Source organism: Kitasatospora sp. NPDC005751 (assembly GCF_040630835.1).
Classification (GTDB): Bacteria; Actinomycetota; Actinomycetes; order Streptomycetales; family Streptomycetaceae; genus Kitasatospora.
In genome coordinates this window covers 33,507-46,969 of the sequence record NZ_JBEXYC010000013.1, presented here as the reverse complement: position 1 = coordinate 46,969, position 13,463 = coordinate 33,507, and the positions used below count along the sequence as shown (strand labels likewise).

11 protein-coding genes are annotated in these 13,463 nt (G+C 75.8%); 3 read left to right on the top strand and 8 right to left on the bottom strand.

The genetic code is table 11. The features are described from left to right. Positions 1-106: 106 nt before the first annotated feature. Positions 107-1,570 carry a hypothetical protein gene (locus ABZ497_RS15290; RefSeq protein ID WP_359805329.1) on the top strand — a complete coding sequence of 488 codons (1,464 nt, stop codon included), beginning with the start codon at positions 107-109 and terminating at the stop codon, positions 1,568-1,570. Further along, the gene (locus ABZ497_RS15285) at positions 1,456-2,571 is read left to right on the top strand and encodes a glycosyltransferase family 4 protein (protein WP_359805466.1); all 1,116 of its coding nucleotides are present in this window, start codon (positions 1,456-1,458) and stop codon (positions 2,569-2,571) included. Before ABZ497_RS15290 ends, ABZ497_RS15285 begins: the two co-directional genes overlap by 115 nt. A 62-nt stretch (positions 2,572-2,633) precedes the next feature. Here ABZ497_RS15285 and ABZ497_RS15280 read toward each other — a convergent pair whose 3' ends face one another. The 7 genes from ABZ497_RS15280 to ABZ497_RS15250 all read right to left on the bottom strand — a co-directional run bounded on the left by ABZ497_RS15280 (position 2,634) and on the right by ABZ497_RS15250 (position 8,615). Beyond that, the gene (locus ABZ497_RS15280; RefSeq protein WP_329490319.1) at positions 2,634-3,290 is read right to left on the bottom strand and encodes a response regulator transcription factor; all 657 of its coding nucleotides are present in this window, start codon (positions 3,288-3,290) and stop codon (positions 2,634-2,636) included. Beyond that, positions 3,275-4,594, bottom strand: coding sequence for a sensor domain-containing protein (locus tag ABZ497_RS15275; RefSeq protein WP_359805327.1), 1,320 nt, complete (start codon positions 4,592-4,594; stop codon positions 3,275-3,277). Before ABZ497_RS15275 ends, ABZ497_RS15280 begins: the two co-directional genes overlap by 16 nt. Before the next feature lie 106 nt (positions 4,595-4,700). Beyond that, positions 4,701-5,156, bottom strand: coding sequence for a S26 family signal peptidase (locus ABZ497_RS15270; protein WP_359805326.1), 456 nt, complete (start codon positions 5,154-5,156; stop codon positions 4,701-4,703). A gap of 9 nt (positions 5,157-5,165) precedes the next feature. Next, positions 5,166-7,049 carry an ABC transporter ATP-binding protein gene (locus ABZ497_RS15265; protein ID WP_359805324.1) on the bottom strand — a complete coding sequence of 628 codons (1,884 nt, stop codon included), beginning with the start codon at positions 7,047-7,049 and terminating at the stop codon, positions 5,166-5,168. Between the two features lie 44 nt (positions 7,050-7,093). Further along, positions 7,094-7,687, bottom strand: coding sequence for a TlpA disulfide reductase family protein (locus tag ABZ497_RS15260; protein ID WP_359805322.1), 594 nt, complete (start codon positions 7,685-7,687; stop codon positions 7,094-7,096). A 97-nt stretch (positions 7,688-7,784) separates the two neighbouring features. Further along, positions 7,785-8,309 (bottom strand): MauE/DoxX family redox-associated membrane protein, encoded by a 525-nt coding sequence (locus ABZ497_RS15255; RefSeq protein ID WP_359805320.1) that lies wholly within the window; start codon positions 8,307-8,309, stop codon positions 7,785-7,787. Between the two features lie 105 nt (positions 8,310-8,414). After that, positions 8,415-8,615, bottom strand: a complete 201-nt coding sequence (locus ABZ497_RS15250) for a hypothetical protein (protein WP_359805318.1) — start codon at positions 8,613-8,615, stop codon at positions 8,415-8,417. A gap of 503 nt (positions 8,616-9,118) precedes the next feature. Here ABZ497_RS15250 and ABZ497_RS15245 point away from each other — a divergent pair. Beyond that, positions 9,119-10,453, top strand: coding sequence for a carbohydrate-binding protein (locus ABZ497_RS15245; protein WP_359805316.1), 1,335 nt, complete (start codon positions 9,119-9,121; stop codon positions 10,451-10,453). Between the two features lie 58 nt (positions 10,454-10,511). On the opposite strand, the gene ABZ497_RS15240 is transcribed toward ABZ497_RS15245, so the two are convergent. Beyond that, the gene (locus ABZ497_RS15240; RefSeq protein ID WP_359805314.1) at positions 10,512-13,463 is read right to left on the bottom strand and encodes a hypothetical protein; all 2,952 of its coding nucleotides are present in this window, start codon (positions 13,461-13,463) and stop codon (positions 10,512-10,514) included.

The following is a 13,463-nucleotide window of genomic DNA, read 5'->3' as shown; positions in this document are numbered from 1 at the left end:
GAACGTCAGGGCGAAGGTGGGCGGGCGACGAAGGTAGGGGAAACCCGACCCCAGGTCTCGACCTGGCCGTCATGACCCGGCCGTACTGCGCCGCTGGAATGAAGGGGTGCTGAATCACCGAGGCAGACGCGACCACCGCGACCGGGACCACCATCGCCCCGGGGGATCCCAACTCACCTACCGGGCGGGGTGGTTCGACCGGCGGGCACCGTGGTGCGCCGGTTGGCTGACCGCAGCCGGCTGGGCGGCGGCCTTCCCACTCGTCTCCGGGCTCGGGCCGCACCGCAGTTGGGGCGCCATCGCCGCAACGGGCTATCTGGGAGCGGCCGTTGCCGTACTCGTGCTGCCGTGGCGGCGGGCCCGCTCCTGGTCCGTGGCGGTGGCCCTGCTCGGGGCCCTGGCCCTGCCGCTGCTGCGGCTGGTGCTGACCGGTCAGGGGCAGAGCGAGGTCGCCGTCATCGAGCGGTCCGCGGAGCTGCTGATCCGGCACGGCACCCCCTACCTGGCCGATCCGCACACGGTCTCGGAGTACACGCCGTACCTGCCCGGCATGGCGCTGTTCGGGCTGCCCCGCGCGGTGCTGGGCGCACAGGAGTGGCCGGCCCGGCTGCTCGGGGACGCCCGGCTCTGGTGCGCCGCCGCGTTCCTGGGCTGCCTGTTCGCGGCCGGCCGCCGGCACCGGGCCGGGCTCGCGGCGCTCACCGCCTCGCCGCTGGTCGCGCTGCCGCTCTGCGTGAGCGGCGTGGACCTGCCGATGACCGGCCTCTGCTGCCTGGCCCTCGCCCTGGCCGCCCGGGACCGCCCCGGCGCCGCCGGGCTGGCGCTCGCCGCGGCCTGCGCGCTCAAGTGGACGGCCTGGCCCGCGGTCGCGGTCGTCGCGGCCCTGCTCGCCGCCACGGCCGGCCGGCGGGCGGCGCTGCGCGCCACGGCGGTCGCGCTGGCGGGCACGGCCGTCCTCGTCCTGCCGGGGGCGCTGCGCTCGCCCGGCCCGATGTTCCACCAGGTGTTCGCCTTCCCCACCGGACGCGGCCCGCTGCCCACCCCGGCGGGCAGCCCGCTGCCCGGCCGGCTGCTCGCGGACCTCGGCCCGGCCGGCTGGTACGCCGCCGTGACGCTGCTGCTGCTCGGCGGACTGGCCGTCGCCGCCTCGCTGGTGCTGCGCCCGCCCCGGGACGCCGTCGGCGCCGCCGACCGGCTCGCCCTCGGGCTCTGCGTGGCCTTCCTGCTCGCACCCGCCGGGCGGTTCGGCTACCTGGCGCTACCGCTCCTGCTCACCCTCTGGGCCCGCTCGCAGGCCCGCCCCGCTCCCCGCACCGGCGCCCTCGTCGACGCGCCCACCGATCCCCGAACCAATCCCCGAACCGATCCGCTCACCGATCCCCGAACCGAGGTTGCACCGACCCCATGGCCGGCACACTCATCGTCACCAATGACTTCCCGCCCCGGCAGGGCGGCATCGAAACCTTCGTCCACGCCCTGGCCACCCGTCTGCCCGCCGACGAGGTCGTCGTCCTCACCTCGGACGAGCCCGGCGCCGCCGCGCACGACGCGGCCCTCCCCTTCCCGGTGATCCGCGACCGGTCCCGGACGCTGCTGCCGACCGCCAGGGTCACCCGGCGGGCCGCCGAGATCGCCCGCGCGCACGGGTGCGACCGGGTCTGGTTCGGCGCCGCCGCCCCGCTCGCCGCGATGACGCCCGGGCTCCGGCGGCAGGCCCCCGGGATCGCCCGCACGGTCGCCACCACGCACGGCCACGAGATCTGGTGGGCCCGCACCCCAGGCGCCCGCCGACTGCTCCGGCGGATCGGTGACCACGTCGACGTGGTCACCTACCTCGGCGAGTACACCCGGGCGCGGATCGCCCCCGCGCTAGGGCCCCGGGCCCGGCTGGAACGGCTCGTGCCGGGTGTGGACGCGGATCGCTTCCGGCCGGCGGGCGCGGGCGCGGCGGGCGCCCCGGACACCGGCGCGCCGATGATCCTCTGCGTGGCCCGGCTGGTCCCCCGCAAGGGTCAGGACGCCCTGATCCGGGCCCTCCCGCTGATCCGGCGGACGGTGCCGGGGGCCGTCCTGGTCCTGGTCGGCCGGGGCCCGGACGAACGACGGCTGCGCGCCCTCGCCCGGCACCACACCGAGCCCGGCTCGGTGGTCTTCGCCGGCGGCCGGGAGCACGCGGCGACACCCGCCTACTACGCGGCGGCGGACGTCTTCGCGATGCCGTGCCGCACCCGGCGGGCCGGTCTGGAGGCGGAGGGCCTGGGCATCGTCTTCCTGGAGGCGGCGGCCGCCGGGCTGCCGGTGGTCGCGGGCCGGTCCGGTGGCGCGCCCGACGCCGTCCTCGACGGGGTCACCGGCGCCGTCGTCGACGGCCGGAGTCCGGCCGCCGTCGCGGACGCGGTCGGCCGCATCCTCGGCGCCCCGGCGGCCGACCGCGCCCGGATGGGGGCGGCGGGACGGCGCTGGGTCCGGGCGCAGTGGTCCTGGGAGGCCTCCGCCCGCCGCCTCGCGGAGCTGCTCGACCCGGCGGGCGCGGACGCCGCCGCCCCGGAGGGGTCCGTCCGCCGCGGGTGAGGCGGCACCGCCCGCTGGGTCGGGCGGGTCCGCACCCGCTTCCGGAGGGGCCCGCCCCGGACCTACTCCCCCCGCAGGTGCGCCAGCACCGCCAGCACCCGGCGGTTGCCCTCCGCCGGGTCGAGGTCGAGCTTCATGAAGATGTTCCCGCAGTGCTTGACCACCGAGGCCTCGGTGATGCCCAGCCGCCCGGCGACGGTCTGGTTGTTCAGCCCCTCCGCCATCAGCGCCAGCACCTCCCGCTCACGCGGGGTCAGCCGGGCCAGTGGCCGGTCCGCCGCCTGCTGCCGGAGCAGGACCCGGACCACCTCGGGATCGATCACCGTCTGACCGGCCGCCACCCGGCGCAGCGCGTCCAGGAAGTCCGCCACCTCGCCGACCCGGTCCTTCAGCAGGTAGCCGAGCCCGGCGGGCTGCGCGCCCGCGGCGCCGAGCAGCCGGGTGGCGTACGGGGTGGCCACGTACTGGGAGAGCACCAGCACGGGCAGGCCCGGGTGGCGTTCGCGCAGCTCCAGGGCGGCCCGCAGGCCCTCGTCGTGGAAGTCCGGCGGCATCCGGACGTCGGTGAGCACGAGGTCGGGGCGGTCCGCGTCCACGGCGGCGGCCAGCGCGGCCGCGTCGCCGACCGCGGCCACCACCTGGTGGCCGCCACGGGCCAGCAGCTCGACCAGCCCGGCCCGGAGCAGCACCGCGTCCTCGGCGATCACGATCCGGAGCACGGCACCTCCACCCGGAGCCGCGTCGGCCCGCCGATCGGACTGGTCACCATCAGCCTCCCTCTCAGAATCGCGATCCGGTCGGCCAGGCCCTGCAGCCCCGCCCCGGCGGCCGGGTCTGCCCCGCCGCGGCCGTCGTCCGTCACCTGGAGCACCAACCGGCCGTCGTCGACCCGGCCGTGGACGGTGACCGCGGTGGCCCCGCTGTGCTTGGCCGCGTTGGTGAGCGCCTCGGTGACGGTGAAGTAGGCCGTCGTCTCGACCGGTCCGGGCAGCCGGTCCGGCAGGTCGATGTCCACCGCGACCGGGACCGGGTGGCGCAGCGCGACCTCGGCGACGGCGGCGGCCAGCCCGTGGTCGGTGAGCACCTGCGGGTGGATGCCCCGGACGAGGTCCCGCAGCTGTTCGAGCGCCTGCCGGGCCTCGCCGCGCGCCCGGTCGACCAGTGCGAGCGCCGGGTCGTCGTCCGCCCGCCCGCGAAGCTCGTACGCGGCCAGCCCGAGGGTCATGCTGAGGGCGACGAGCTGTTGCTGGGCGCCGTCGTGCAGATCGCGTTCGATCCGCCGGCGTTCGGCCTCGAAGGCGTCGACCAGGCGGGCCCGCGAGCGGGTGAGTTCGAGGACCTGTCGACCGAGGCCCTCCGGCCGGGGGCCGAGCAGGAACCGGACCAGCCGGACCCGGCCGGCGGTCAGCAGCGCGCCCGCGTACCCGCAGAGCAGCAGGCCGCCCAGTCCGACGGCGGTCGCGGGGAGGGCGGCGGCGGGACCGGGGACGGCCCGGCCGGGGATCAGCATCACGGTCTCGGGGGCCAGCGCCCAGACCACCAGCGGGCTGACGACCAGCGCGCCGCAGAACACCAGCAGGGCCGTGAAGGCCAGGTCGACGACGCTCAGGACCAGGGCGAACAGGGCGGTGTAGCCGAGCTCGCGCCAGGTGGCGCGCTCACGCAGCCTGGTCCGCAGCCGGGCCCGCCGGCCGACCCCGGGCAGCGCGCGGTGCGGGTCGGGCACGGGCACCGGCTCCACCAGCCGCAGCCGGCGGCGCTCCAGCGCGCCGACCGGGATCCCGGCGAGCGCGACGCCCAGCAGGACCACCAGGCCGACCCCGACGACGGACAGCCCGGTGCCGATCAGCAGCAGGGCGGCGAGCAGGGCCAGCAGCAGCGGCCCGAACACCGCACCCCCGAGCACGTGCCCCCAGCAACGCCACGGGGTGGAGGTGAACGGGAAACGCAGCGGGCGCGCCCGCAGGGCCGCCAGGACCGCGACGGCCTGCCGCCCCTCCGCCACCCCCCGGTCCGCCCCCATCCGGCCACCCTAACCGACCACCCCGCACCCGCCCCGACCTGCCCTTCCACCCCCGCACCCCCGCCCAGGCCCCCGAACCGCCCACCTGACACGACCCCGGGGCCCGTCAGCCGCGCAGGGGGACGCCGTCGAGGACCACGCCGACGATGCTGGTGGCCGGGACGGCGCCCCAGAGGCGGGAGTCGGTGCTGAAGGCGGGGTTGTCGCCGAGCAGGACCACCTGGCCGCCGGGCACGACGGTGGTGCCGGCCGCGGCGCGGACCGGGTCGGGCACCGGGTCGCCCGGCAGGGCGGCGAGGCGCTTCACCAGGAGCCGCCGCGGGCGGCGGCCGGCCGGGTCGGCGGGGAGGTCCAGGTCGGCCGGGGAGACCACGACGATCCGGCCCGGCCGAAGCCGCGCCCAGCTCCGGCGCAGGACCAGGACGCGCTGGCCCGGCCGCAGGGCGGGGGCCATGCTCGGCCCGGAGACCACGACGACCGACAGCGCGGTGCGGGCCAGCGCGGCGACGACCACCACCACGGCGGCGATCGCGCCGCCGACGGCGAGGAGCAGTTGCGTCATGGGGGTCTCCTACGGAACCGGGCCGGCCGCGGGCTGGTAGCCCTCGGCCTGGAGGGTGAACAGTTCGGCGTAGCGGCCGCCGAGCGTCATCAGGGACTCGTGGGTGCCCACCTCGGTGACCCGCCCCTCGGCGAGGACGACGATCCGGTCGGCGTCGCGGACTGCGGCGAGGCGGTGCGACACGATGACGCTGGTCGCTCCCCGGCGCAGTTCGCGCAGGCTGTCGTGGACCTCCTTCTCGGCGGCCGCGTCCAGCCCGGCGCTGGGCTCGTCGAGGATCATCAGGTCGGCGTCCCGGCGCATGAACGCCCGCGCCACGGCGAGTCGTTGCCACTCGCCGCCGGAGAGCGAATGGCCCCAGCCGGTGCCCGCCCCCTCGGGCAGGAAGATCCGGCTGAGCAGCGCGTCGTAGCCGCCCTCCAGCCGGTCGATCCGGGCGTGCACCCCGGCGGCGCGGGCGGCCCCGGCGACCCGGGCGCGGTCCTGGAGGTGGTCGAGGCGGCCGAGGCCGATGTTCTCGCCCGCGGTGAGGTCGTAGCGGCAGTAGTCCTGGAAGACCGCGCCGATCCGCTCCCGGTAGGCCTCCGGCGTGAACTCGCGGATGTCGACGCCGTCCCAGAGGATCCGGCCGCGACCCGGGTCGTAGAGCCGGCAGAGCAGCTTGACCAGGGTGCTCTTGCCCGCGCCGTTGAGGCCGATCAGCGCGGTCACCGAGCCGGCCGGGACGGTCAGGTCGACGCCGCGCAGCGTCCACGGCGCGTCCTCGTGGTAGCGGAACCAGACGCCCTGGAACTCGATCGTCCCGCCGAGCCGGCCGGGTGCCAGCGGGACGGCGGGCAGGGCGAGGTCGGGTTCGGCGGTGCCCAGGGCGCGGTAGTGGGCGAAGGTGATGGCAGCCTGGTAGGCGGCCGCGCCGGTGCTAGCGAGCTGTCCGACGCCGGACTGGATGCCGGCCACGGCCGCCACGCAGACCGAGACCTGCCCGATCGACAACTCGCCCCCGGCGGCGGCCCGGACGGCCCAGACCAGGCCGAGCCCGTACACCGCGACGCCGAGCAGCAGGGCGGGCAGCCGGTGCCCGAGGCTCTGCCGGTCGGTGCGGTTCTCCGCCTCGGAGACCGCGACGAGTTCGGTCCGCGCCCGCTGCTTGAAGAAGTCCTGGAGGCCGAAGAGCCGGATCTCCTTCACCGCGTCGACGTCGGCGATCAGGCTGCCGTAGAACATCTGCCGGCGGTTGCGCGGCATGGTCTCGCGCAGCACGGCCGCCCGGCGGCGCCCGGCGGCGAGCTGGACGCGGATCAGCGGGAGCGTCAGCAGCAGGGTGAGCGCGCCGAGGAGCGGGTTCACCACGAACAGGGTGCCGAGGAAGCCGGCGACCGTCAGCAGCGCCTGTAGGCTGCTGAACGCCGAGCCGATGAGCAGGTCGGGGGCGATGCCGCCGGCCTGCTGGGCGAGCCGCAACTCGTCCTGGAAGCGCGGGTCCTCGAAGCGCCGCAGACCGGGCAACCGGTTGACGGCGTCGAAGAGTTCCTCCTGCACCCGCAGCCGGACGGCCCGGCTGCTGCGGGCCCGGGTGAACTCGCCGAACGCGGGGGCGAGCGCCAGCCCGAGGCTGGCCGCGATCAGCAGCGCGCAGGTGCGGACGGGCACCCCGGCGGCGGCGCCCGTGCCGGCGGGCCCGGTGAGGTCGTCGAAGAGGTCGCTGACCAGCAGCGCCGTACCGGCCGGCAACAGCCCGGCCACCAGGCTGGTGAGCAGCGAGAGCAGCAGGGCGGCCGGGCTCGCGCGCCAGGCGAGGGCGCAGGCGGCGGCACCCGAGCGCAGGGCCCGCCGGCCCTCCGCCGGAACGGCGGGGCGGTGCCCGGCAGCCCCGGCGGGCGACGGGCCGGCCATCGGCCCGGCAGGCGTCCCGGGGGGCGCTCCGGGAGGCGTCCCGGTCACAGCGAGGCGGGGGCGACGGTGAGTTCGGCCGGGAGGAGGCGGTTGGTGATCCGCCCCGCCGCGTCGATGTCCACGTAACTCGGCCAGCGGACCACGCCGAACGCCTCGGCCACCGAGCCCTCGGCGACCCCGGCGGGCTCGACCACCACCCGTGCCACCGGTTCGAGCATCGCGACGAGGTTGTCGCCGACCGGGCCGGTGCCCTTGACCACGGCCACCACCCGCTCCCGCCCACCGGGGTAGGCCGTCACGGCCTTGACGAAGTCCGGGGCCTGTTCGAGGCACGAGCCGCAGGTGGTGGAGAAGAATCCCACTACTGCCCGGTCACCGGTCAGGTCGTCACCGGAAAACGGACCACCGGAATGCGAGACGGCCCGGAAAGCGGGCATCGGCGCGCCGTCCGGGATCTTGTTCTCCGGAATAGACACACCGCTCAGAATGCTGCCCGCAGCACCACCTTGGGAGGCTCCGTGGGAATGACCGTGGGCATTTCCGTGGGACACCAGGGTGATTTTCCTGGCCAATACCAGGGTCAGTAGAAGATTGAATACCGAAAGGCAGCCGACCAGAATGACGGAGACCGTGGTCATGGTTATCTGTTCCTCGTTCCGGCGCGGTCGTGCGCGCGGGGATGGGGGCGCCCGGAAAGCCCCGGGGAAGCGGGAGCCCGGGGAAGGCGGGTGCCGGTCAGCGGGCGGCCGAGAAGAGTTCCACCAGGGTGTCGGTGGCGATGATCAGGATGCTGGCGAAGGCCGCGACCAGCAGGGCGACCGCCACCCCGGCGGCGGCGAGGCCGCCGGGATCGGACGCGGTGCTCGCCGACAGGCCGGCTCCGGCGATGGCGAGCAGGACCGCGTTGCGGACCACATGGGCCCGGTTCACGGGCACCCCGGAGGCCCCGAAGCACGAGCAGGAGACGTCCAGCCCGCGCCGCAGGACGGAGACCAGCACCACCGCGAAGGCCGCGAACATCCCGCCGGCGAGCGCGAACCCCCAGGTCGCGAGGGGCTTCGACGCCCACACCAGGAGGCCGGCGGCGACCTCCACCACCGGGACGGCGGCCGCGACGGCACCGGTCAGGCGCCCGGGCACGACGGACATCGCGCGCAGGGCGGAGGCGAACTCGCGCGGCGCCCGGAACTTGGCCAGCGCGGAGACGGCGAACACGGCCGCGAGCACGCAGCGGCCGCCGAGCAGCAGGTAGGCAGTCATGGCTCCCCCGTCACCGGCGCCCCCGCCCGGATGGGCGGGGGCGCCGGCGGACTTGTGTGTCAGTCGGCCGTCGTCGTCACGGCGAATGGATCGCCGGGACGGGGATCAGCAGCCGCCGATGATCCCGTAGGTCTCACAGGACGGCGCGACGGCGCAGTTCCAGGAGCAGCACGTGCGGACGTACAGAACCTCGCCGGAGCACCAGGAGCTGGTGCCCGCGGGGCACGCGCAGTACGCGTCCGCGGCCTCCTCCTTGAGGCCCCGGGAGAAGGTGCGGTCCACCAGGTTGAGAATCGCCTGAACCATTTGTTCCTCCACGCTGCGATAGCTGGACAGGAGCGGCTTTGCACTTACGGACGAGATCTCGTGTCGGGAAACGTAACCGACACATGAACAGCTTGTCTAGACCAACTTCGATCACGTTCGAAACGGGTGCGGACCACGCTCGGAACCGGAGCATCCGGTTCCATCGAAGGAAATCGGGGCGGCAATCACGACGTACGGAAAGGGGACGGAAAGGGGGCACAAAAGGGGTCAAGGGCGGATCCGGGAGGGGGGTCGGGAATGCCCCGGAATCCAGGGCCGGGCCGGAGCGACCACCGGACGTCCGGTCGGCCGGCCCCGGGAAGCGCCGCCGGGGCCCGGTGAAGGCTTGACCGTCCCATTGGTTGACGGCGGTTTCCGGACAGGTCTATACCAGTGGAGGCCGTCCGCACGCTCCCCCCGTGGCACGGCTGTCGCGCCCGACCGCGTCTCCCCCACCTCGACGCGGGCGGGCCTTCCCCCGCCGTTTCCTGGAGAGGTTCCCGATGGAACGCGCTCTTCCCCCACAGCAGTTCACCCCACCGACCGGACCGCGGGCCCGGCCCTCGCACCGCACGCCCCGGGCCCGCCGGGCCGCGGTGGCGGTGGCCGGGGTGCTCGGCCTGGTGGCCGGCGCCGCGGCCGCGCTGGCCGGCGGCGGCGCCGCCGCGGCCGACGTCACCGCCCCGGCCGCCGGGATCGGCAGCAACTGGTACGCCTCGGCGCCCTACCTGATGCCCGAGGACAACAGCCCGCCGGACGCCGCGGCGGTGATGGACGCGACCGGCCAGAAGGCGTTCCAGCTGGCGTTCATCCTGGACAAGGGCGGCTGTTCCCCGGCCTGGGGCGGCACCTCCTCGATCGACACCGACACCACCATGCCGGCGGTGATCCAGACCATCCGGGCCAAGGGCGGGGACGTCTCGGTCTCGGTCGGCGGCTACGGCGGCAACAAGCTCGGCCAGGGTTGCGGAACCCCGGAGGCCACCGCCGCCGGCTACCAGAAGGTGATCACCAAGTACCAGCTGAAGGCGATCGACTTCGACCTGGAGGAGCCGGAGTACGAGAACACGGCGGCCATCCACAACGAGATCGGCGCGGCCCGGATCCTCCAGCAGAACAACCCCGGGCTCTACATCTCGATCACCACCGCCGGGACCGGGGCGGGCACCGGGTGGTTCGGGCAGCAGATGCTCAACGAGGCGAAGGCGCAGGGCTTCACCCCCGACAACTACTCGATCATGCCGTTCGACGGCGGCTTCAACGGCGCGGCCGCCCAGACCGCCGCCCTGGTCGCCTTCAACGGGATCCTCCGGACCACCTTCGGCTGGACCGAGGCCCAGGCCTACGCGCACGAGGGCGTCTCGCTGATGAACGGGCGCACGGACGCCGCCGAGTACTTCCGGCAGGCGGACTTCCAGACCGTGCTGGACTTCGCCCTCGCCCACAAGCTGGCCCGGTACACCTACTGGTCCGTCAACCGCGACCGCCAGTGCCCGGGCACGGTCGACCCTGGGCTGTCCGGGTCGTGCTCCAGCGTGGCGCAGAGCGACTGGGACTTCACCAAGTTCACCGTGCGGTTCGCCGGCGCCACGCCGCCCACAACCCCGCCGACCTCGACGCCGCCGACCACCCCGCCGACCACGCCCCCGACCACGCCCCCGACCAGCAACCCGCCGGGGGCCTGCGCCGACCCGGCCTGGAGCGCCACCACGACGTACACCAACGGCAGCAAGGTGTCCTACAGCGGCCACAAGTACCACGCCAAGTGGTGGACGCTCAACGAGAACCCGTCGGCCAGTGGACAGTGGGGCGTCTGGTCCGACGACGGCCCCTGCTGACGCGGGGCCGCCCGGTGGGCCCGCCGCCGCTCCCGGCGGTGGCGGGCCCACCGTCACCTCACCGCTCCTGCGCGCCGATCCGCTCGCGCAGGCCGGTCAGGATGCCGGCCGCCTCGTGCAGTCCGAAGCCCCGGCAGCGCTCGGCGGCGGCGGCGAGACGGGCCCGGGCCTGCTCCCTCCGGCCGAGGTCGGTGCCCTCGATCAGCCCGGCCAGCCGGACGGCCTCGGCGCGCGGCGTCTCGGCCGGCTCCCCGCCCGCCTCGTAGGCGGTGACCGCCGACTCGGCCTCGGCCAGTGCCTCCTCGTGCCGCCCGGCCACCGCGTACACCCGGGCCCGCTCGTAGTGGACGGCGCCGCGCAGGTACCAGGGGGTGTGCGGCTCGCCGTCGCGCTCGGCGGCCTCCCGGACGGCGTCCGCCTCGGCCAGCCGCTCCAGCGCCTCGGCCAGCCCCCCGGGGCCCTGCCGCTGCATGGTGATCCGGGCGAGATCCCGGAGCATACCGGCGATCTGGTCCGGCCTCGGCGCCTTCGCGTGCGAGGCGAGGGCCCGCTCGCGGGCCGTCCGGGCGGCCTCCCAGCGGCCCGCCTCGGCCAGCGCGAGGACGGCCTCGCCGGCGACCACGGTGTGGGTGTGCTGCTCCTCCCAGCCGGCCACCTCGTCGGCGAGCCGCAGGTACTCCTCCGCCGAGTCGCGGAACTCCTCCAGCGCGAACAGTCCGCGCGCGAGATCCAGCCGGGCCTGCGCGAGCATCCGCTCGTCCAGGTCGGGCGCGGCCGGGTCGAGCAGCACCGACTCCAGGACGGCGACCGCGTCGGCCGCCCGGCCCGCGTCCCGCAGCAGGTCGGCGAGCTGGAGCCGCACCTGGGCGGCCTCCTCGGCGCCCGCCGGACCCTTGCGGTCGAAGCGCGCGGCGGCCTGCGAGAGCGCCCGGACGGCCGCGCCGTCGTCCCCGAGGTGGGCGCAGGCGTGGCCGAGCATCATGTACGTCGCCCCGAACGGGTACGAGTCGTCCGCCCAGCGGGTGGCCTCGGCCAGCGCCCGGTGGAAGACCTCGACGGCCTCGGCCCGGTCGCCGTTCTGCAGCAGCACCTGGCCGAGCAGGCCGAGCACCCGCGGCGTGTGCCAGGGCAGTTCGGCTTCGTCCAACTGCTCCAGGGCGCCGCGCAGTTCGGCCACCGCCTCGGCCATCCGGCCCTGCCGGGCGGCCACATCGGCGCCGTACTGGCGGGCGGTGGCCGTGCGCCGGAGCGAGCCCCGCTCGGTGCTCTCCCGCCGGTACGCGGCGACGGTGTCCTCGAAGCGCTCCAGCGTCCCGGCCGGGGGCTCGGGCAGCGCCCGGACGAGGTCGTGGTGGGCCGCGAAGGCCCGGCACTGCAGCACGATCAGGTAGTCGTCGGTCGTGATGGCCGGCCCGGCGGCTGCCGCGTCCGCAGCCGGCGGCGCGGCGAGCAGCGCCTCGGCCTCGGCCAGCGCCGCGTCCAGGGCGGGCCAGTCGGAGGTCGCGCCCTCGACGTCGCCGAGTTCGACCACCAGGGCCCGGGTGCGGACCGCCAGGGCACGCCCGGCCAGCCCCGCCCGCTCGAAGAGGTCGGCCGCCTCCAGCAGCGCCGCCCGGCCGCCCGTCCAGTCGTCCCGCTCGATCGCGGTATGGGCCCGCTGCTCGGCGAGTTCGGCCCGCAGCCGGGCGGCGCTGCCGGCCGCCGTGCCCTCGGTGTGCCGGTAGTCCGCGGCGCCGAAGCGCTCGGCGACCCGCTCCCAGAGGCGGTCCCCGTCCGGGTGGCCCAGCAGGTGCAGCTCGCGGGCCCGGACGACCAGGTCGGCGAAGTCCGCCGGCTCCGGCTCGGCGGCCCGCGGCGGCGCCGCCGGGGTGGCCGGCGCGGCCGACAGCTCCGGGGTGCTCGCGGCCCGCACCCCGAGCGCGAGCGGCTCGGCGAGCAGCGGGCGCCGCTCCAGCCGGGCCCGCCGGCGCGCGCCGACCGCGTCGGTGCCGTTGCGGGCGTCGAAGCGGGCCGCCAGCGCGTCCGCCTCGGTGCGCAGGTGGGCGAGGAGCGAGTCCACCGTCCAGGCGGCGCCGGGCGGTCCGCTGACGGCGAGCCCGCCGTGGCCGCCCCGGGCCAGCCCGGCGATCAGCACCTCGACGCCGGTCAGGAAGTCGAGCCGGCCGGCCTGGTCCCCGGTGACGCCGAACAGGTCGCGGTTCTCGGCCAGGATCTCCAGGCCGCGCGGCTCGTTCCCGGACAGCGCGCAGAACTCCACGTGCAGGCCGACCGCCCGGGCCATCCCGGACTTGCCGCGGGCGAACCGGTAGCCGACCAGGTGGCTGGAGCGCGCGTCGTCCAGCCGGCCCTCGCGCAGCAGCGGCAGCAGCGCGTAGGCATGGCTGAGGTAGGGCTCCTCGGCGCAGGTGCTCTCGCCCTCGAAGACCGGCCGCCAGGCGTCCAGCGCCCGCCGGTCGTCCCCGGACCGTACGTGGTGGCCCGCCTGGGCGCGGATCTCGCAGGCCCGGCAGTCGCTCAGTTCGCTGCGCGGCCGGGCCGCCCACAGCTCGAAGGCCTGCTCGGTGTCGATCCCGGTGTGCGCGGCCAGGTGGTACCGCTGCGCGTAGTACGGCTGGAGGCCGTGGCCAGCGGCGCGGTAGCGGTCGCGCATCTCGGTCTGCCAGCGGTGCACCGCGTCCAGCGGGACGTCGGGGGTGCCGAGCAGCGCGGTGGCCACCCACTTGAACCGCCAGAACACCTGCTGGCCGGCCCACTCGCCGAAGCCGTCGCGGTCGGTGTCCCAGAGCTTCAGCACCCGGGCGAAGACCACCGGGGTCTTGCTCCGCTCGCCGTCGTACTCGTAGGCCTCCATCAGTTCGAGCAGCGCCATCGCCCGGACCGCGGTGTCGTCGAACTGCTCGGCGGCGTCGACCAGTTCCTCCGCCGTCACGGTCCGCAGCCGGCCGTACGGGCGGGCGTCGTTCTCGCGCAGCGCGGCCATCACCGCGTCGACGCTGTCCAGTACGTCCAC